The following is a 19277-nucleotide window of genomic DNA, read 5'->3' as shown; positions in this document are numbered from 1 at the left end:
ATGAACTTGATTCCAACTTTGGTTGGATGTGACTTACTTATTCATAAATTTCCGGAGATAATATACTATTGAGAGTTCGAAAATTTAGGGTTCCTGTTGGAACGCGTGCTTTTGTTTAGTCACTATGAGTTTTGTTGGCAGAAGATTATGGATGAAAACCACCCAGAAAATAATCAATTAGTGGAGGCTTTTGTAAGATTAATGATCGCTGCGGTTATTTTTACTTAGTGGATACGGCCCGAACGGAAAAAATTATATTGCTCACATTGATATTCCTGAAGATGTATTAAAAGCATTTGAAGAATTAAAAGTGTAATATGCAGATTTGGTGAGAGTGGCAAATCCTCTGTATGCTTCAAAGCAACAAGGTAATTTGTGAAGTATTGTACTTATGGGGGGATTCTTGAAAGACAATCGTCATTGACGGGGAATTTTAGGTTTAGTGAAAATCTTCCCATTGTTTAACTCACACCAATCTTCTAATTCTTCATAAGTATCCTTGATTCCGTATTTTGCAATAAAATCTTCCTTCGTTTCGAATACTTCCATTGAACCCTTTTCAATTAATGTTACCATTTGAAAAGGGTTTACCTCAAAGACCTTAGAGACAGCTATTAATTCACCTATATGAACAATATTAGCGACCTTTTCCATTACTTCATCTCCTTTTACAGTTAGAGATATGCCCTGTTCGTTTAATTTGTCATCTCTTTGTTAAATCATCCTTGTACCAGTGAACATTCTATTAGTCGGAATCTGGTTGTTTTTCTAACCATCCATGTTTTACCATAATATTGTAAGAAATAGCACCAGCCTCCATAGCGTGGGTAAATACCTTCGTATAGTTTAAGAGTATATCCGATCTGAAGCTAGAACCTAATGAAGCACCATAATAAGTAAGGGCAGCATTGACTAAAAAACTTGCATGAAACATGATTAACTTGTCAGAAAATGGGCTTACGGTAGAATCAGTAATCTCGGCATCCCATTTCTCAGGGATTGGTAAATGATCCTCTTGTAAGATTGCATCAAAGCTATCAGCATCTTTCCCTGCTAATTTCACATTTTTTAACATGAAATTACGAACGTCTTCACGCACTGCTACCTGACTAAAAGCTAAACTTAACGAACTGATAAATCCAGTTTTCGTTGAATTAAAAAATAGAGTGCTGATTTCCGAACTATTTAATGGTCTTTTGTCTCCAATTAAATTAGAAATGAATCCTGGCGTTTCCATAAACTTCACCCCATGAGGGGAAGGAATGGAGGGAACACTTTTATATTTTGGCTGGTCTTTAGCCAATTCCACAATTCTTTGAAACAAGTCCTTTGCAGAACCCATACATTCATAAAAATAATTTTGAATGTCCTGTCGCTCAGAATTCGTAATAGCTAAGCTATATGCGGTTAAACCATGTATGGTCATAGTATAGGAGTAAAAAAGTAAAAATTGGTCAGAAAAAAGACGAGGAGCATTAACATTCACGTCATTCTCTGTAAATCCCAATGGGATTTGGAAATTAGCGCTTTTTAAGAATTCGGTGATTTTTGTAACATGGCTCTCAGCTAACTGTAATGCGATTTCCATAATGGGTTTTATCTCTTCGTTTTCAACAATGGTAAGAAAATATCTGTAAACACAGATCGCCATACTATCACCTGTATATTGTAGCCAAAGAGCAGATACTTCGGCAGCGGTTAAAGTGTCAGTTTTTGTCTTCTTGAAAAAATCCAAAAGAAATACCTCCAATTTACCATTGTTCAATAAAAACCACTCACCAATATTTTTTTCATCCTCTCCTAGCTTCTACAATGATTAAGAAAAATATGAGTTATGGACAAAACAAGGTAAATGGGGTTTACCATATAGAAGTTACTTTTGTTGATTTGATAACATCACATATCAAAGTAGACGATATTTGAAAATCGTTAATTTTTCTTTTCAACTAGCGGAGGGAGCTCTAATTCTAAAGCCCTCTACCAAAGAAAAGGTGAGGGCGAGTTTTTGCGTTTTATTTATTTAAATTCTCAATTGCGTAATTGGCTTCTTCTTGTGTAAACTTTTCACCGTGCTCAGAGGTTAATTGGTCTCTTATCGCTGCAGGTGACATATTCATTGATTCCTGATAACTTTTTGCTTTAGCCAAGGCATTTTTATTATAATCTGCTTTCAGATTGTCAATTGCGTACTGTGCCTCATCTGCAGTAAATTTTTCTCCCTGTTCAGAAATAAGTTGATCATAGATGCCTTGTTTTGACATGTGCATAGAATCTGAATAGGATTTAGCCTTTTTCAAAGCGTTTGATTTCCAGTCATATTCGAGTTTGCTCATTGCATAATCAGCTGCTTCAGGAGAAAACTTTTCACCATATTCTGAAGTTAATTGGTCATAAATAGCACTTTTGGACATGTTCATTGTTTTTGCGTACGATTGGGCTTTTTTCAAAGCAGACTTATATTCACTTGGAACATTATCCTCTGCCTGGGGTTCTTCTTTTGGTTCTTTATTCTCTTCTTGTGTTTCTTTCGCGGTCTGAGTATCAGCTGTGTTGTTTTCCTTTTGGGTATCCTCGCTAGTATCATCCCCACCAGAAGCAATCTTCACAACTACGATGATTGCAATTAGCCATACCCACCATTTTTTATAGAACGGTTTTTTTGGCTTTGATTGTTTTTCCTGTTTTGCCATTTTCAACTTGTCCCCTTTATGTCAGTTTGATTACATTTATAGCATGTAATTTATCGTAAGAAAGTATTACGTTTACAGGATAACGACAATAAATATTACCTAATCTGGCGAAGAGCGTTTTTTTGGGGGGTTCTGTTAATCATTAGATTTGCCTACTGAATACAAGGTGATGCTTGGTTTAAGTGTATACTGTCTTTAAATTATATCGGAATAACTTTGTAATGAAATTATCATATTGCTGTGATGAGTCTGTTATACCTTTCTAGTATAGTGAAACTATCAAATCACACGAGGAGGAAACAATCATGCTAAAGAAATTCATCATAGCCTTTACCATTTTAGCTTCTTGTGGCACTTTGTTCGCCGCCAAGGGTGATATAGCAGAAGCGGCATATTATCATACAAAAGCAATCTCGGTTGCTAAAGCAAATCAAGGGGTTCCTTATAAATGGGGCGGAATTTCGCCGAGCGGATTTGATTGTTCAGGCCTCGTGAAATATTCTTACGGAAAAGCGGGAATTACACTAAATCGCACTGCTGCCCAAATGTACTATGGAAACGGATATCGACCATCTAATTTGGAAATCGGTGACTTACTATTCTATGCACCGAATAAAGCAAGTGCCCCAACCCATGTTGCGATCTATATGGGATACGGCAAAATGATTATGGCATCCTCATCAAAAGGTGTTATTATAACTAACACAAACAACCCATATTGGCATGCTAGATATATTGGAGCCAAGCGGATTTAAAGATCATCGGAATCGATGGTCTTTTTTTGTATGTTTTCAGCTTTTATTTTTCATCTACATGATCCCGAAATAAATCAATATATAAATTCCCATTCGATCCTACGACCGCGTATGCAATGTCAGATACTTGAAGGGTTCTCTTTTGTAATTGGGCCAGGAACCATTCCTTGTTGTGAGCATGATCAGAGAGATTTTCCTCCAAAAGTTCTCCATCAAACACCAATTCTACGGGGGCCTTGCTTGAGGATGGAGTCAAATGGATATCCTTCCTCAGGACGTTTTGATATTCCGCCTTTTTTAATACCGATAACGAACCGTTCACTTCTAGAATCGCACATTCCACTTCATCGATGTTAAAGATGTCTTTGCCGCGTAGCGCCTGTGTCAGCATGTCTAATGAATACCCAATTTTCTTAAGTGATTCCTCCAGGATTTTTCCTTCTTGGATTAAGAAGGTTGGTTCCCCTTCAATCCATCTCTTAAAACGATGGTTCTTGACAGACAGGGTGTTCAACGTGAAAATGATGGCGCCCATGATCATAAATGCCAGGATAAAATATCGGAACTTAATATTTAGATTGAATGCTAGATTTCCTGCTATCGTTCCCATCGTGATTGTCGCGATCAAGAGGTGATAGGATTTTTGAAAAATGACCTGCTTCCCCAGCATATGGACAAATATCCATAATAGAATAAAGGATGTAAGGGTTCTAAAGATTATTTCTAAAGGTACTGACATAACGGTTCTCCCTTGTAAAAAACAAGCAATTGGAAATATTATGTTCTGTCAGCAGGTGAATTATTCCTTCCAGTTTCCCCAATATAATAAAAGGCCTTCAGCATTATTGCCGAAAGCCTAATCACACGAATGTATTTATTGGTTTCCAAGATGCAGCTTGTTATAGTCCTGGATGGCCTGTTGTAAAGTAGCTTTTGTTGATACTTTTGCGTGCAAATCGATTCCCAATTCCACAATGGTATTGGTTATTTCTGGGCGAACCCCGGTTAACACAGCCTCGCAGCCTTGAATCCGGATGCCGTTAATGATGTTAAACAAATGATTTAAGACAGCGGTGTCCATATAGGATACACCTGAAAGATCGATAATAATGTAACTGATATGCTGCTGATAGATTCTTTCCAAAACCTTTAATTGAATATTTTTGGCCCGTTTTGTATCCACCATTCCGATAATCGGTAAAATCGCCATTGTATCGGTCAATGGTATAATCGGAACAATCAAATCCTCAATTAACTCGTTTTGTGCCTCGATGAGAAAACTTTTGTATTCCGAATAACTGGATGAGAAATGTGTTACATAGGTATCGAGGTTAAAATTTATGTTTCGTTCGATTTCAAAGAATTTCTTTTTGCTTATGTCAATATGATCATAATAATTAAATAGGAAATCCCAATAGCATTGGCGAACAGTTTGAAACCACTCCAGCTTAACAATTAACTCCAATTTCAATTTTGCCCAAGTCTTTCCATGCTCCTTAGCGTGCATGACCAAGCCAAACTCGTCTGACGCATTTAACAATGTGACAATCTGATGCGCTGAATTTAAAACATACTGCTCATCAATATGCTTGACCCCATTAATATGTTCAAACAAAGTTTTTCCCTGTGCTCTGAGCAGTTCCATAAAGTTCTCTTTATTATGAGTATAAAAATCACTAAAGGTCTGATTTTCAACATATGGCAGATTCAATTCCAACACCCCTACATCTTTCTTCTTCCGAACAGGAAACTCCATCGTAAAATTTGTTCCTAAGCCTACCTCGCTTGAAACGGTAATTTTTCCATTATGTTCGTAAATCGTCGAATAAACCTGGGTTAAGCCCATACCAGTCCCGTCGTCTTTTGAAGTGAAGAACGGCGTCCCAAGGATTCCAAGTTTATCTTCCGGTATGCCTACTCCTGTATCCTGGATTGATAGCAATAATTTCCCGTTTTCCATATAGTGTTTAACTGTGATGGTACCGGATTCGGGCATCGCTTCAAACGCATTTTTAATGAGGTTAAACAGCGCTTTTTTTAGTTGATTCCGCTTGCCATACACGGTTACATGGGTATCTTGTAATTGCTTTTCAATGGAAACATGATAGATTTGATTTTGAAACAGGTATAAGATGGATTCAATTTCAGTCGATAGGTTGATATCGGAAAGACCTTCGTCATCAAGGTCAGGCTTCGATACATTCAACAGGTTTTGCATGGTTAGTAGCGCATTTTCTAATTCCTCAACCGCAATGTCCAAGTAGGAATGAGGCTGCTCTTCCTTCAATAAATGTAAAAAACCCTTAACAGTGGTTAAAGGGTTCCTAACCTCATGAGCAATTCCTGCCGCGATTTGTCCTACTGCTGCTAAACGATCAAGTGTTATGTCATCCTTGTTATCTTTGTTTGTATGGTATGGTTCTCCACTTAACGGCAATAATCCTCGTTCCTTCCTTTGAAGTTTCGACGCTAAAATCATCCATCAATCTTTTAGCCCCCACAAGACCCATTCCCAATCCTTTTTTTTGAAAGTTGGTTTGGCCTTGAAGAATCTCATCTATTTGTTTGATGCCTTTGCCAAAGTCCTGCACGATTACTTTGATCCCTTTATTCTCTAATGCTTCGAAATAGACAAATCCATTGCTGCCGGCATGGTCAATAATATTTCTGGAAAGCTCAGAAACGGCGACAATTAACTTTTGAGTATCCACTTCGGAAAAATGAAGGGACCTGGTTAACATCCGGATGGCATTCAAGGTAATCCTTATATCATTTTCGGAAGTGATTGTAATTTTTCTAATCATATTATGATTATAAAACATATTGATATAGTAGAAAATAATATTTTTAAAAATTAAAAGATTCACATACTTATATTTGAGGCTATGATTGTTTTATTGTAGTAATTTGCTTATGTGGCAGGGTCCCTTTGTTGGAATAAAAAAGAGGCCGGTCTAATAGGATCCGGACTTCTCTGATGAAGTTTTTCCTAGGCGGTAAGCTGATCATGCAATAAGAGCTTTAATTGTTTTCTGCCACGGTGAACTCGCACTTTTACCGTACTGACGTTGAGGCCAAGGACGCTGGCGATTTCTTGTTCGTTTAAGCTCTGATTTACCTTTAGCATAAGTACATCCCGATAGTGATCATTCATTTCCTGTATCGCGAATTGAACCTGTTCCTGCAGCATGACTGTCTCCACTTCAGCCTCCACATTCTGATCCGTATGTTTCCCTAGGATATCAAGCATTTCCGCCTCTAACGGCAGCCCCTTTCTTTTCCGCTCTCTGCGGATAAAGTCAATGGCGGTTCGGGTGGTAATAGAGGAAAGCCATGCTCCTAATTTGCTGTTGTCCTCAATTGTATCGATTTTATTAAATGCTTTTATAAACGATTCCTGAACGATATCCTCCGCCAAATGCCAATCGTTTGTAATCGAATAACCGATATAAAACATTCGTTGTCTATATAATTCAAATGCTTCCACAATATCAATCCTGCTCATTGTCCATCTCTCCATTCCTGTTCATCGCAAGGGAGCCGGTTTATTTCCTTTTCTGTTGCTCCTGCGAACATTACATATCTATATACCTTTGATACGGCTGGAAAGTTTGCGAACGGCTGAAAAAATTTAAAATAGGAATTTTGGCCTAAAAATCCTGCGGCATTACACCAAAAAAATGCGGATCCAGCCTATATTTCGTCATAATTTTTCCAAAATGCAGGAGCTTAGTGGGAATTTGTCAAATTATTAGGTATGAAGATTACTGTGTTAAGAGGGATAAGATGAATAATCAAATTGGGTATATAGGTGCAAAAATAAAAGAATTATCTGGAGACCATGTTCAACGATTGAATTCGGCCGCTACAAATGAAATACTTATAAATCCTCTTTTGGATAAGCGGGAGTGTTCCAAGAAAGTCGAGGCAAACTTATGCCTTCTGGTCGGGGAGTGTTTAATAAGCCAAACCGCAGAAAATAAACAAAATCTAATCGCTTTTGTAAAAGATTTAGGTCTGTCGCTCATTATAACGAATGCCACTTTAAATCAATCGATCCATATTTTTTATAGAACCCGTGGTTCCATCTTGGATTTACTCCAACAAGAAGTACTTGGAAAAAGGATATCAATAGAGTGCTATTTTGAAGTGATGAAAATGATTGAGCAATTATTCCAACTGATGTCCAAAACGCTTTTGAAGATATACAACGAGGAAATTGCCTTTATCAGGCTTGCTTTAGATGATGCGGAAAAGGATTTAACCATGACCCTTAAAGAGCTTGCTGACGTGGAGCGAGTCTTAAATGAAGCCACGATTTTTGCCATTTCCGATCACGAGGATAAAATTATCTTTGCAAATGATAACCTGTGCCAATTATATAAATATAGCAGAGAGGAATTAATTGGGAAACCTCATAGGATATTCTCTTCTAACTATCATCCCCCTTCCTTCTTCCATGAAGTATGGGAAACGATTCAAAGTGGAGAAGCCTGGAAAGGGGAGATACTAAATCAGGCAAAGGACGGAACAAAGTATTGGCTGGATACGACGATTATTCCGTTTTTGGATGCAAACGGCGAGCACTATAAACATATCTCAATTCAATATGACATTACGGAAAAAAGAAAATCGGAAGAAATGATCCGTAAAGCCGAAAAGCTTTCGATGATTGGAGAATTGGCAGCCGGGATTGCCCACGAAATCCGAAACCCGCTCACCACCATTAGGGGGTTTGTCCAGCTTCTAAATAATAATGGAATAAATCCATACTATGCTGACACTATCCTTGATGAAATTGATCGGATTAATTTTATCGTCAGTGAATTGATGGTCTTTGCCAAGCCTCACCAGGTTGTGTTCAGAGATTGTAATATAACAAGTATTTTGCACAGCGTAATAAAATTTTTAGAGCCGGAAGCCAATCTTAAAAATGTGAATATTGACTGCCAATTTCCAACTGAGGAAGTCGTGATTTCCGGAGAAAAAAATCAATTGAAACAGGTGTTTATAAACTTAATCAAAAATGCTATTGAGGCGATGCCTAGTGGAGGCAATGTTTCTGTTGTGGTTGAAAGGACCTCTCATAATGTAGTCATCACGGTAAAGGATGAAGGCAAGGGCATGGAAGCGGAACAAATCAAGCGTCTTGGCGAGCCTTTTTTTACGACAAAGCAGGATGGCAATGGCTTAGGTCTCATGGTAAGCTATAAAATCATTCAGAACCATAAGGGATTGATTCATGTTGTGAGTGAACTAAACCAAGGCACCACGTTTACCATCTCATTTGATACCCCTCAAAGTGGCGGTGACCGCCCAAGTGCAATAGAATCAGGATTTTTAGATGAAAAAAGCAGTTGAATTCGGTTAGAATCAACTGCTTTTTCATCTATAGTCATTTTTTGATAACCATCAGTCTCTTACGCTAAAATCACCGGAACTCGTTCTTGCTGTTAACTTATATTTTCCGTCACCAATTTGGCCGACAATCCGATTTTCGGATTTCTCGGTAAAGTTCATTTTATCCAACTCTGCTGTTCCATCGCCTGAGCTCGATTTGTAATCCACTTTCATGGAAGCGGCTGGTTTTGCAAAGCTTACGTCAAGATCGCCGCTGCTGCTTTCCAATGATACATGGCCAGTCATTTCTTCTGCTGTAACGACAATATCACCAGAAGATGTATTCATTTTGATATCTTCCGAGACTAGATCATCTGAAACGATTTTACCGCTGCTAGTATAGACGTCGGTTTCCTTGGCTTCATTATCCTTCATCCTAATATCACCACTGCTCGATTCAATGTCCAGCCGATTTGTGCGGTTTCCATTAGCCGCAATATCGCCGCTAGAAGCTTTCAGTTCAAGCGTATCCTCGGTCGCAACATCGCTGACTTCAATATCACCTGATTGTGTTTCGACTGCTACTTCCTTTGCTTTCAATTCATTTAACGCGATATCTCCAGATGCCGCATTGATTTCAATTGAATTATAATCTTGTTGAGGCACTTTGACCTTTAGGGTGACTTTTGTAAAGTTAAACATCATAAACTGAAACTTATCTTTCTTTTCCATCGTGATTTTAACAGTTTCACCGTCTTTATCGATATCCAGCTTATATAAATTTTTGCTCTTTTTTCCTACTTGGCCTGAAAAATCAGCTTCAATCTTATCCCCGCTGGTTGGCTGAACGTTTACATCGACAGTAGGGGAGTCAATGACAATATTACTAATTCCTTTTGCTGATATATCTTTATTTTGATGAACATCTACTGAACTAAATGTAAAAGCTTCTGCACCTGATGTGTTGATTGACATGATGACACCAATTATTCCAATGGCCACGAGCCCTAACGCCCCGTACATAATTCTTCTCATTTTTATTCTCCTTTTATTAATTTTATATTCCAATTTACATACGTACTAAAAATCTTGTATAAGCCTTTTCCCGCCTTAACCATACCGGCCCCAAGCGCTATTCCCACTCCGCAGAGAATCAGGGATAGAAACAACTCCATGATAGTAAAGCCACCAATCAATACTTGTGTCACGACAAAAAGCGGTGATAATACAAAGCTGACCGAGACGATCCAAAGAGACAGATAAACGGCAAAAACCGTTATGACCGGACCTAGCACAAAAATGAGATTAAAGAAAAATAAACTGATGGATGCCAGGATGACTCTACCTAGATTGGGATAAGAATCATTTTTCATTTCAATCTGTAATGGGTAATGGTCCGTCAACGTTCCCGGCAAATGTGTATCAGCCTTGCGATTTTCCGCCGCCACTTCAATAAGGTCCTGATACAGTTCGATTAATTTCTCCCGATCGTCCGGTGGCAGCCCTTTTAATCTTTCTTCCAACTCCTGCAGCATTTCTTCGTTTTTCATTTCCTTCGTTCCTTTCTGTAACCCTATGACCTTATCATACAAAGAAAAAGTCATATGACTGTAGTGAAGTCAGTCATGAAATTCTGCATTACCTTTGGAGTTCGTCTGGAAACCCATTAAATTTATTTATTTTTAGACTATTAGAATTACCTAAATTCTTGTAAGATAGGTAAGTATAGGAAAATAGTAGCAGAAGGGGAGGTGTAGGTTTGAAGAAAACAGATTATGAGTGGATGTGGGTGGACTGGTTTATTTTTTTCCTAAGATTGTGCTGGTATCTGGCGGGCATTCTTTCTTTCTTTATTCAAGTGAAAGGTGAAAGCGTCCTTTCCTATTTGGCTTTTGTTGGGATATTAACCGTCTATTATATTGTCCCGCACATTTTTTGGAGACCTGGCTACAAGAACCCTGTCCTTTATCCCGTTGCGGAGCTCATTGTGGCAGGCGGAGCCTCTGTCTATTTTAATGTCCTATCGCACGTTAATCTTGGTGGGGCCATGATCCTCATGTCCATCTTAATGATAGGTTACCTTGCTACAAAACAGACGGCCAAATGGACCTTCCCCGTGTTTTTAATTTTATTTCCAATCCCTACATTGTGGACCCTGGACACCGTTACTTATTTTCTTCAGTACATTGATATCTTAATTTTTCTAGGATTTGGAGCTTGCTTTAATTATGTGATTCAATCGCAGCAGAAAACAAAACGAATCATCGCCGAAAATAATAAACAATATCAATTAATCCAAGAACAGTATCGCGTGCTTCAGCAGTATGCAGATCAAATTGAGAAGGTGACGCTGCTCCAAGAACGCAACCGGCTTGCACAAGAGCTGCACGATACGATTGGCCATCACTTTACTTCGGTTACAATGGGACTTGATGCCGTTTCTTATTTGCTAGAAACAGACATTGAAAGGGCTAAAAAGAAGGTAGAAAACCTGGCCAATGTTTCCCGTCAAGGCCTAGAGGACATTCGGAAACACATCCATCAAATTGCTCCGTCAGAAAATGAGCAGCCATTATCGGAGCTATTGTATAAAATTGTTACTAATTTCAAAGAAAATACAGATACTGCTGTCCAGTTCCATAGGCAAGGGCAGGAATTTCCTATTTCCAAAAATATAAAACTCGCATTTATCCGTTGTCTTCAAGAGGCGTTGACCAATGCTAAAAGACATGGTGGTGCATCAGAAATTATGATTGATTACCAGTTTACTGATTCGGAAGTTGTCTTAATCATTGAGAACAATGGAAGTCCAATCGATGCTTTGCAGCCTGGTTTTGGCCTAACCGCGATGAAGGAACGAATTGGTGAACTGCACGGAAATCTTGATATTACAAGTGGAAATCATCAGGGAGTAAAGCTGACGATTACAGTACCGATAAAAGGGGTGGCCTAAATGAGTGTCATTAAATTAGTCATCGCAGATGATCAAGAGCTGATCCGCGAAAGCTTGTCGATCGTGTTGGATATGGATGATGATATGGAAATCGTAGGTTTGGCGGAAAATGGTGCTGAAGCCATTGATTTATGCCAGCAGCAACAACCCGACATGGTATTGATGGATATTAATATGCCGGAAATGGACGGGATATCGGCAACGAAAATCATCAAACAACGCTGGCCGGAGACGAAGGTAATTATTTTAACAACCTTCCAAGAGGTCAATTATGTGATAGACGCTTTGGCCATCGGGGCAGAAGGTTATTTGTTAAAAGCGATTCACCCAAAGGACTTGCTTGCAGGCATTAAATTGATTCATAAGGGAGGCACCCTGCTGCCACAGGATTTGGCCAAGCTGCTCGTTCAGCAAATAAACAGTCCTGAACCGCACGCCCCCCAAGAAAACAAGAACAACTATGACTTAACCGAGCGCGAAGAAGAAGTGCTGGAATGCATTGCCCAAGGGTTAAGCAATCGGCTGATTGCAGAAAGGCTGTTTTTATCGGAGGGAACCGTTAAGAACTATATTTCTAGCATCTACCATAAGTTAGATGTAAAGGACCGATTCCAAGCGGCGTTAAAGGCGAAGGAGGAGGGGTTAACAGGGGGAATATAAGTGAAATTCCAGCTATGGCACACCTCCAGCCAATCAAAAAGTCGTTGTGTCTCAGGAAAAAGGCATCCTTATGAATGGATGCCTTTTAAAAAAATATATAAAATGGGTGTTGCTGTATGCGCATTCTAAACATAAAAAAACCTATAATAACAGGCTTCATAGTGTCTTTTTAATTTCATCTAAATAACTATAGACAGTCACTTTTGAGATGCCAAGCTTTTCTGCTACTTTATCTACAGACCCCTTGATTAGAAAAATCCCTTTTTCATCCATAAACTTGATTAATTTAATTTTCTCTTTTCTTTTCAAATCATCGTTTGCAAAATTTGAGATAATTTTATCAATCAAATCATCTGCAATTTCTACTACATTTTCCATAAGCTCTATATTTTCTTCTTTGTCTTCTTTGTCTTCTTGATCAATCGCTATAAATTCGTCTATAAATTCCTTGAAATTAACCATGTTTTCCAGATTGTAATTTATACATAGTGCCCCTATTACCTTTTCATGGGAATCTCTGATTAATGCAGTAGAAGATTTAATTTCCCTGCCATCCTCGGTAAGGGTCTTATAGCCAGCAACATAGTCATCGCCAAATTTTCGTGATAGCAATACCTGCTTCACCAAGTGATCAAAAGCCTGTCCCACTTGTCTCCCTGTTACATGGTTATTAATGGCATAGATCACTGAGTTTTGAGGAACGGTTAAGTCATGAATGACAACTTCACAATTCTTTCCGAATGTCTTAGCTATCAAATTTGCTATTGGAATGTACTTTTGTAACTCTTTATTGCCGATGTTCATGAAGATTACCACCTTCTTGTTAAAATCATTCCCGTGTAACAATTTCATATAATTATTTATATGAAATTGTGAAAATGTATTGATTTTTATATAAAATTTTATATAATTTACTTAAGTTTATCCTTTTATACACAATATTATATATTTTTTTCTATATTTACAAGCTGAAATTGTGTATGAATTTATCTTTAACATGAGGGGGAATGTGCATTAGGAGGGGATACCATGACGTTCTGGAGAATTCAAAGCAACTAGAGTAGTAGCACATTTATATACCTAATTCCTTATGAAAATTTTTATCTTGAAGTTGAAAAGGGGACAGAAAATGAAATATTTCGAGTTAGATACACCGGCGCTTTTGATTGATAGAAAAATTATGATGGATAATCTTAGTTTTATGCAAAATTATGCTAACGAAAATAAAGTCAAATTACGCCCGCATACCAAAACTCATAAAATGCCCAAGCTTGCAAGATTGCAAGAGGAATTAGGTGCTGTAGGCATTACGGTAGCAAAAGTCGGGGAAGCCGAGGTAATGGCTAAAAATGGGTTAAGGGACATTTTTATAGCCAATGAGATTGTCGGCAAACCAAAAATTGAACGAATTAGAAAACTATCTGAGACCATTGATATTTCTTTTGGGATCGATAATACCTATCAAGTTAGAGAAATAGAAGAAGTTTTCAATGGCGCAGAGAAAAAGGCTCAAGTACTCATAGAAATTGAAGTAGGGGAAGAACGTTCTGGTATTATCGAAGAAAGTGATTTCCGAACTTTACTAGAGGTAGTAAAGGGGTGTGAAAATGTTGAATTCAGAGGTGTTTTTTCCCATGACGGACATTCCTATAAGGCAGAAAATATCGATGAATGCAAAGCGCTTTTTATTGAAAGTGTAAAAAGAACCTTGGATTTTGCAAAAATTGCAGAGGAAATGGAGCTCAAGCCAAAAGTTGTCAGTATCGGTTCTACCCCTCCGTTCATGCTAAATTTTGAAATCCCGGAAGGTATAACCGAAATCAGACCTGGAACTTATATTCTCATGGATTCCTCACAGGCCAATGTCATCGGTACCTATGACCGTTGTGCAGCATCGGTTCTTACGACCATCATTAGTAAGCCGACAAAGGAACGAGTGATTACAGACGTAGGGGCGAAAGGCATTACAGCTCAAAGCAGGAGCAAAGGACATACTACAACAAAAGGCTTCGGCCGTATTAAAGAATTTGAAGATGTTTATATTCATGGTGTTTTCGACGAACATGCGATTATTTACAATGAGGATTTCAGCAATCAAATAAATGTAGGAGATAAAGTGCAGATCATACCGAACCATATCTGCCCGGTTTGTAATTTACACGAAAAAGCGTACTTAATCTCTGAAGGTGAAGTAGTAGAAGAGCTGCCAGTTGATTGTAAAGGGAAACTGCAATAAATCATTTCTCTTCTGTGCCTATACAGTAATGTAAGCAGTGAATTCGGATATCTTCCGAGTATCATTTGCAACCTTGAGCGAAATATTGCCGATGGTAATCAATAAACCAGTATATTTTTAAATGTCCAATGAAGTCCGATGATGTTGTCGTTGTTGAAGTGGAAATATCGGCAAATTATATACCTATGTGCAATGAAACATATGAAATAAACAATAAATCTAATTAGGCAGGAGAGCCAGATGAAAAGCATTTTTGAAGTAGGAAATTTAAAGTCAAATGGACATTATGCACTCGCAACCGTTCATCATGATACAGTTTACGTATCAGGGCAATTTGCAATTGATCCAGAGACACGCGAAAAGAAATTTGGCCCCATTGAAGAAGAAGCATTACAAGCACTTAAAAATGTTGTGATGATTTTAGAAGCAGCTGGAAGTAAAAAAGAGCAAATTTTATGTATGACACTATATATTCCAGATGTGAAATTGTGGGATAAAGTAGATGCTGTTTATAAAGAGTTTTTTGGTCAACACAAACCGGCTCGAACTGTTGTACCAACAAATGAATTACATTTTGGATTCAAAATTGAAATTAATGCAATCGCTTATATTTAGTCATATTTTTTTGCCTCCATTGTATAAAAAATTATAGTGAATAATTTGATAGGATGATCATGATGGAACAATATATTTGTAACAGCTGCGGAAAAAAGCATGATATTACACCATATAGATGGAAATGTGAATGTGGCGGGGTATTAGATATAGCAAAAAGTACACCTAAAATAGATGTTACATCTTGGAGTCATTATCCAAACTCAATATGGCGTTATTTTGAAACAATGCCATTTGCAAAAGATTCGAAGACGTGGACATCGGTTACAATGGGGGAAGGTCAAACGCCTTTAATCGTTCTGGACCCCCAAGAACCTAATACTTATGTAAAAGTTGATTATATGATGCCTACCTTATCTTTTAAAGATCGAGGGGCCGCTGTTTTAATGACGAAGGCAAAAGACTTAGGAGTTTCAAAAGTAATTGCAGATAGTAGTGGGAATGCTGGAACTTCGGTTGCAGCCTATGCAGCGCGTTGTCATATTGCATGTGATATTTATCTAAGTGATGAGACATCCCCGAAAAAGATTGCTCAAATAAAAGCACATGGCGCAACGATTAAACAAATTCATGGCACCCGCGAGGAGATTGCAGCGGCTGCACAAAAAGCGGTAGAAGAAGAAAAGGTTTTTTACGCAAGCCATGTGTATAATCCTTATTTTTATGAAGGCACCAAAACATATGCCTATGAAATTTACGAGCATTTAGAGGATGCGCCTGATGCATTAATTATTCCGGTAGGTAACGGTACACTTGTCCTTGGTGCATATTATGGTTTCAAAGAATTATTTGAAAACGGATTAATCGAAAAAATGCCGAAAATCATTGCGATCCAAGCTGCAAACTGTGCACCTCTGGTGAAAGCTTATAAAAATGGTGAAACAGTAGCGGAACCTGTTACGAATACAGGTACTTTAGCAGAAGGAATATCAATTGCAGCACCAGCACGTTCCAAACAAATTTTGGAAGCTGTTCGTCAAACCAATGGCGAGTTTATTGAAATTGAAGAAAATGAGATTCTGAGTGCACGTGCTAAACTTAGTGATAAAGGTTTTTATGTTGAAGTGACAACAGCTGCAAACTATGCTGGCTATTTAAAATATCAGAAAGCGCCAGAAGAAAAAATAATCATCCCTCTTTGTGGAGCTGGCATTAAATCAAAATAATTACTTTACTATCGAGTATTTAAGTAAATTGTAAAAACCCCTTACATGGTTAAGGGGCTTTATTTTGTTTCGGTCAGGATAAAGGTAAGGTGCCGCATCATTGTTGCATACTTCTTCTATTGGCCCTACTTCCGCTTTTCGATTTTCATTGAGCGTATAGGCCTTATGATTAAATATAAAGCTGTTACGGTCCTTTGGTCTGTATTTTTCCACGCTGGCAGCATTGGTTAAATGCTGTGTTAAGTCCCGTAGTCGAATAAGATGAACGGAAAGCTTGAACATCGGCTTTACCCCATAAACCTTGTGTAATTCATTGTTATAATAGACAAATTGTCCTTTTCTTACTTGATACAGATTCATGAAATAGAGCTCCTTTCAATCAGATGGACACCTTACATGCCTTTTTGAAATAAAGGCAATCTTATTTCCTGTTTCTTTGGTACTATTAGGATGTCTTATTTTTAAAAAAAACATGTTTTGGGAATCTAAAAGTGATAAATGAAAAGGAGAGATAACTATGGAACAAACGAATAATCCTCATTTAATTGATGAGTATATTTTGGAGTACCCTAAAGAAGTTCAAGAAATACTGAAAACAATAAGAAGAGTGATTAAGGAAGCAGCACCAAATGCTGTGGAAAAAATAAGTTATCAAATGCCTACTTTTGTTTTAAATGGAAATTTGGTGCATTTTGCTGCATTCAAGAACCATATAGGGTTCTATCCAACTCCAAGCGGCATCAATGCTTTTAAACAGGAATTAACGGGATATAAGACCTCAAAAGGTGCAATCCAATTTCCTCTTGAAAAACCCATCCCTTATGAATTGATTAGTCAAATCGTTAAATTTAGAGTGGCTGAAAACATAAGAAAAGCGGAAGAGAAAATAAAAAAGAAGAAATAATTTAATAACGGGTTTATTTTTGGGAGGCAAACAACAAATACCATAATAGATCTTAGGCGACCCAAACTGCTCCATCCAATAAAATACGGTCGCCAATAGCCATGATTGGCTACCCAAACAGCTCTGGCCAGCAAAATCCGGTCGCCAATAGCGATGATAGGCTACCCAAACTGCTCTATCCAATAAAAAAGGATCCCCAATAGCCAATAAAATTGCTTTGTTCTTAGAATTGATGAGGATTTTCGATGAAGGGGCAAGTAAGGTAAATAAGAATAAAAGATATTTGACAAGAATATGTATAAGTAGTATTATTATCTCAGATTCAAGATAATCAAATTCGAGATAAAAATTTAAAGAACTTGGAGGAATATATCATGAACCATTTAAAAGGAATACACCATGTAACTGCTATAACAAGCAGTGCCGAAAAAAACTATGAATTTTTCACTTATGTGTTAGGGATGCGGTTAGTTAAAAAAACGGTCAATCAAGATGATATTCAAACCTATCACTTATTTTTTGCAGATGACAAAGGCAGTGCAGGAACGGACATGACGTTCTTTGACTTCCCCGGCATTCCGAAAGGCGTTCATGGGACAAACGAGATTTCAAAGACCTCGTTCCGTGTACCAAGTGATGCGGCATTAGACTATTGGGTAAAACGATTTGATCGCCTAGAAGTAAAACATACTGGCATCAAAGAACAATTTGGCAAGAAAACTCTCTCTTTCGTTGATTTTGATGATCAACAATATCAGTTGATTTCTGACGAATTCAATAAAGGGGTTGAATCTGGCACACCATGGCAAAAAGGCCCAATCCCACTCGAATTTGCCATTACCGGTTTAGGACCTGTCTTTGTTCGGATTGCGAACTTTGATTACTTTAAAGAAATGCTGGAAAAAGTCCTATTATTTAAAGAGACTGCCAAAGAAGGATCATCCCATTTATTTGAAGTGGGGGAAGGCGGGAATGGTGCCTCGGTCATTGTGGAATATGATCCGATTCTTCCTCAAGCCCGACAAGGTTTTGGGACGGTTCACCATGCGGCATTCCGTGTAGAGGATCGCGCTGTTTTAGAAGAGTGGATTGAACGAATGGGTAGTTTTGGATTCGCTACATCCGGTTATGTCAACCGTCACTTTTTTGAGTCATTGTACGCAAGGGTTGCACCGCAAATTTTATTTGAGTTCGCTACTGATGGCCCTGGTTTTATGGGAGATGAACCTTATGAAACGCTTGGGGAAAAATTATCTTTACCTCCATTCTTAGAGCCTAAACGTGCAGAAATCGAAAAGTATGTTCGCCCGATTGATACTGTAAGAAGTACAAAAGAATTTGTAAAAGAATAAAAAGAATGTTACAAAGAACAGCAATTTTATATGATTGCTGTTCTTTTTTTGCTATTCGTTTCTCACTTGCCTTACTTAGCAAATTGTATTTCATAATATAGGGTCCCTTTTCACCAGCTTTTGAAATACAACCAGACTTGAATCTTGAGCGCTTTCAAAAGCTTTTTTTATTTTTTATTAATATTCCTTGACAGGAATATTCCTCATGAGGTATATTTTAACAAACAGAGAAATTAATGAATAAAAACAGAAGTTGGGAGAGGATTCAACATGAACCCGGACACCTTCAGTGCCCTGGCTGAGCCCAACCGCCTTGAAATCATTGACCTACTGCGAGAAGGGCCGCTTCCGGTTGGCGAAATAGCAAAGAAGTTAGAATTGAAACAACCGCAAACCTCCAAGCATCTTCGCGTGCTCTGCGACGCTGGACTGGTCGAGGTTCAGCCGATCGCTAATCGCCGAATCTATAGGATAAAACCGGAACCTTTTCAAGAACTGGATAAGTGGCTTAACTCCTACAGGAGATTGTGGGAAGACAGGATGGATAGGTTGGACGATTATCTAAATGTATTACAGGGCAAAAAACCATTGAATTAATGAAAATTT

Annotated in this window: 20 protein-coding genes and 1 pseudogene; 10 read left to right on the top strand and 11 right to left on the bottom strand. The window is 38.0% G+C overall.

From position 1 onward, the window contains the following. Window positions 1–417: 417 nt before the first annotated feature. The 3 genes from AR334_RS06670 to AR334_RS06660 all read right to left on the bottom strand — a co-directional run bounded on the left by AR334_RS06670 (window position 418) and on the right by AR334_RS06660 (window position 2690). Complete coding sequence (locus AR334_RS06670) at window positions 418–654, bottom strand: hypothetical protein (RefSeq protein WP_066307134.1); 237 nt, start codon at window positions 652–654, stop codon at window positions 418–420. A 91-nt stretch (window positions 655–745) separates the two neighbouring features. After that, window positions 746–1735, bottom strand: a complete 990-nt coding sequence (locus AR334_RS06665; RefSeq protein ID WP_066307130.1) for a DUF3231 family protein — start codon at window positions 1733–1735, stop codon at window positions 746–748. Between the two features lie 277 nt (window positions 1736–2012). Beyond that, the gene (locus AR334_RS06660; protein ID WP_066307129.1) at window positions 2013–2690 is read right to left on the bottom strand and encodes an Ltp family lipoprotein; all 678 of its coding nucleotides are present in this window, start codon (window positions 2688–2690) and stop codon (window positions 2013–2015) included. A 305-nt stretch (window positions 2691–2995) separates the two neighbouring features. Here AR334_RS06660 and AR334_RS06655 point away from each other — a divergent pair, with 305 nt between their 5' ends. Continuing rightward, entirely contained in the window at window positions 2996–3445 is a 450-nt protein-coding gene (locus tag AR334_RS06655; RefSeq protein ID WP_066307128.1) for a C40 family peptidase, read from the top strand. Window positions 3446–3488: 43 nt separating this feature from the next. Here AR334_RS06655 and AR334_RS06650 read toward each other — a convergent pair whose 3' ends face one another. The 4 genes from AR334_RS06650 to AR334_RS06635 all read right to left on the bottom strand — a co-directional run bounded on the left by AR334_RS06650 (window position 3489) and on the right by AR334_RS06635 (window position 6950). Next, entirely contained in the window at window positions 3489–4184 is a 696-nt protein-coding gene (locus AR334_RS06650) for a DUF421 domain-containing protein (RefSeq protein WP_066307125.1), read from the bottom strand. A 135-nt stretch (window positions 4185–4319) separates the two neighbouring features. Beyond that, window positions 4320–5882, bottom strand: a complete 1563-nt coding sequence (locus AR334_RS06645; protein WP_066307120.1) for an ATP-binding protein — start codon at window positions 5880–5882, stop codon at window positions 4320–4322. Next, a complete protein-coding gene (locus AR334_RS06640) occupies window positions 5842–6249 on the bottom strand; it encodes an ATP-binding protein (RefSeq protein ID WP_172799168.1) in 408 nt (135 codons plus the stop codon). The genes AR334_RS06645 and AR334_RS06640 overlap by 41 nt, the downstream gene beginning before the upstream one ends. 185 nt (window positions 6250–6434) lie before the next feature. Further along, window positions 6435–6950 (bottom strand): RNA polymerase sigma factor, encoded by a 516-nt coding sequence (locus AR334_RS06635; RefSeq protein WP_066307114.1) that lies wholly within the window; start codon window positions 6948–6950, stop codon window positions 6435–6437. Window positions 6951–7231: 281 nt separating this feature from the next. Here AR334_RS06635 and AR334_RS06630 point away from each other — a divergent pair, with 281 nt between their 5' ends. Further along, the gene (locus tag AR334_RS06630; protein ID WP_066307111.1) at window positions 7232–8806 is read left to right on the top strand and encodes an ATP-binding protein; all 1575 of its coding nucleotides are present in this window, start codon (window positions 7232–7234) and stop codon (window positions 8804–8806) included. A 51-nt stretch (window positions 8807–8857) separates the two neighbouring features. On the opposite strand, the gene AR334_RS06625 is transcribed toward AR334_RS06630, so the two are convergent. Then, window positions 8858–9820, bottom strand: a complete 963-nt coding sequence (locus AR334_RS06625; RefSeq protein WP_066307107.1) for a DUF4097 family beta strand repeat-containing protein — start codon at window positions 9818–9820, stop codon at window positions 8858–8860. Window positions 9821–9822: 2 nt separating this feature from the next. Further along, window positions 9823–10335 carry a DUF1700 domain-containing protein gene (locus AR334_RS06620; RefSeq protein WP_066307106.1) on the bottom strand — a complete coding sequence of 171 codons (513 nt, stop codon included), beginning with the start codon at window positions 10333–10335 and terminating at the stop codon, window positions 9823–9825. A gap of 209 nt (window positions 10336–10544) precedes the next feature. On the opposite strand from AR334_RS06620, the gene AR334_RS06615 reads away from it, so the two are divergent. Beyond that, window positions 10545–11738 carry a sensor histidine kinase gene (locus AR334_RS06615; RefSeq protein WP_066307103.1) on the top strand — a complete coding sequence of 398 codons (1194 nt, stop codon included), beginning with the start codon at window positions 10545–10547 and terminating at the stop codon, window positions 11736–11738. After that, window positions 11739–12398, top strand: a complete 660-nt coding sequence (locus AR334_RS06610) for a response regulator transcription factor (RefSeq protein WP_066307101.1) — start codon at window positions 11739–11741, stop codon at window positions 12396–12398. A gap of 156 nt (window positions 12399–12554) precedes the next feature. On the opposite strand, the gene AR334_RS06605 is transcribed toward AR334_RS06610, so the two are convergent. Continuing rightward, window positions 12555–13202, bottom strand: coding sequence for a transcriptional regulator (locus AR334_RS06605; RefSeq protein WP_066307097.1), 648 nt, complete (start codon window positions 13200–13202; stop codon window positions 12555–12557). A 325-nt stretch (window positions 13203–13527) separates the two neighbouring features. Here AR334_RS06605 and AR334_RS06600 point away from each other — a divergent pair, with 325 nt between their 5' ends. The 3 genes from AR334_RS06600 (at window position 13528) to AR334_RS06590 (ending at window position 16415) form a co-directional block, all read left to right on the top strand. Further along, window positions 13528–14634 carry a D-TA family PLP-dependent enzyme gene (locus AR334_RS06600; protein ID WP_066307095.1) on the top strand — a complete coding sequence of 369 codons (1107 nt, stop codon included), beginning with the start codon at window positions 13528–13530 and terminating at the stop codon, window positions 14632–14634. A 240-nt stretch (window positions 14635–14874) separates the two neighbouring features. Then, on the top strand, window positions 14875–15249 hold the full coding sequence (locus AR334_RS06595; protein WP_066307093.1) for a RidA family protein: 375 nt from the start codon (window positions 14875–14877) through the stop codon (window positions 15247–15249). A gap of 62 nt (window positions 15250–15311) precedes the next feature. After that, window positions 15312–16415 (top strand): threonine synthase, encoded by a 1104-nt coding sequence (locus AR334_RS06590; protein ID WP_066307092.1) that lies wholly within the window; start codon window positions 15312–15314, stop codon window positions 16413–16415. A 123-nt stretch (window positions 16416–16538) separates the two neighbouring features. Here the strand turns inward: AR334_RS06590 and AR334_RS06585 are convergent. Beyond that, window positions 16539–16775, bottom strand: a pseudogene (locus tag AR334_RS06585) (hypothetical protein); the annotation flags it as partial. A 157-nt stretch (window positions 16776–16932) separates the two neighbouring features. Here AR334_RS06585 and AR334_RS06580 point away from each other — a divergent pair. The 3 genes from AR334_RS06580 to AR334_RS06570 all read left to right on the top strand — a co-directional run bounded on the left by AR334_RS06580 (window position 16933) and on the right by AR334_RS06570 (window position 19268). Next, a complete protein-coding gene (locus tag AR334_RS06580; protein ID WP_066307091.1) occupies window positions 16933–17319 on the top strand; it encodes an iron chaperone in 387 nt (128 codons plus the stop codon). 374 nt (window positions 17320–17693) lie between these two features. After that, window positions 17694–18671 carry a ring-cleaving dioxygenase gene (locus tag AR334_RS06575; protein ID WP_066307089.1) on the top strand — a complete coding sequence of 326 codons (978 nt, stop codon included), beginning with the start codon at window positions 17694–17696 and terminating at the stop codon, window positions 18669–18671. Window positions 18672–18941: 270 nt separating this feature from the next. Continuing rightward, on the top strand, window positions 18942–19268 hold the full coding sequence (locus AR334_RS06570) for a helix-turn-helix transcriptional regulator (protein ID WP_066307088.1): 327 nt from the start codon (window positions 18942–18944) through the stop codon (window positions 19266–19268). The last annotated feature ends 9 nt before the right edge of the window (window positions 19269–19277 follow it).

It is taken from the genome of Bacillus sp. FJAT-29814, from assembly GCF_001510715.1.
Taxonomy (GTDB): domain Bacteria; phylum Bacillota; class Bacilli; order Bacillales; family Cytobacillaceae; genus Neobacillus.
This window is presented reverse-complemented; position numbering and strand designations above follow the sequence as displayed.

Bases quoted from the DNA above. Each gene is read 5' to 3' on its own strand.
- AR334_RS06595 (WP_066307093.1), top strand. From the start codon at position 14,875: ATGAAAAGCATTTTTGAAGTAGGAAATTTAAAGTCAAATGGACATTAT.
- AR334_RS06610 (WP_066307101.1), top strand. From the start codon at position 11,739: ATGAGTGTCATTAAATTAGTCATCGCAGATGATCAAGAGCTGATCCGC.
- AR334_RS06605 (WP_066307097.1), bottom strand. From the start codon at position 13,202: ATGAACATCGGCAATAAAGAGTTACAAAAGTACATTCCAATAGCAAAT.
- AR334_RS06630 (WP_066307111.1), top strand. From the start codon at position 7,232: ATGAATAATCAAATTGGGTATATAGGTGCAAAAATAAAAGAATTATCT.
- AR334_RS06575 (WP_066307089.1), top strand. From the start codon at position 17,694: ATGAACCATTTAAAAGGAATACACCATGTAACTGCTATAACAAGCAGT.
- AR334_RS06670 (WP_066307134.1), bottom strand. From the start codon at position 654: ATGGAAAAGGTCGCTAATATTGTTCATATAGGTGAATTAATAGCTGTC.
- AR334_RS06660 (WP_066307129.1), bottom strand. From the start codon at position 2,690: ATGGCAAAACAGGAAAAACAATCAAAGCCAAAAAAACCGTTCTATAAA.
- AR334_RS06625 (WP_066307107.1), bottom strand. From the start codon at position 9,820: ATGAGAAGAATTATGTACGGGGCGTTAGGGCTCGTGGCCATTGGAATA.
- AR334_RS06650 (WP_066307125.1), bottom strand. From the start codon at position 4,184: ATGTCAGTACCTTTAGAAATAATCTTTAGAACCCTTACATCCTTTATT.
- AR334_RS06600 (WP_066307095.1), top strand. From the start codon at position 13,528: ATGAAATATTTCGAGTTAGATACACCGGCGCTTTTGATTGATAGAAAA.
- AR334_RS06570 (WP_066307088.1), top strand. From the start codon at position 18,942: ATGAACCCGGACACCTTCAGTGCCCTGGCTGAGCCCAACCGCCTTGAA.
- AR334_RS06655 (WP_066307128.1), top strand. From the start codon at position 2,996: ATGCTAAAGAAATTCATCATAGCCTTTACCATTTTAGCTTCTTGTGGC.
- AR334_RS06635 (WP_066307114.1), bottom strand. From the start codon at position 6,950: ATGAGCAGGATTGATATTGTGGAAGCATTTGAATTATATAGACAACGA.
- AR334_RS06590 (WP_066307092.1), top strand. From the start codon at position 15,312: ATGGAACAATATATTTGTAACAGCTGCGGAAAAAAGCATGATATTACA.
- AR334_RS06640 (WP_172799168.1), bottom strand. From the start codon at position 6,249: ATGATTAGAAAAATTACAATCACTTCCGAAAATGATATAAGGATTACC.
- AR334_RS06580 (WP_066307091.1), top strand. From the start codon at position 16,933: ATGGAACAAACGAATAATCCTCATTTAATTGATGAGTATATTTTGGAG.
- AR334_RS06620 (WP_066307106.1), bottom strand. From the start codon at position 10,335: ATGAAAAACGAAGAAATGCTGCAGGAGTTGGAAGAAAGATTAAAAGGG.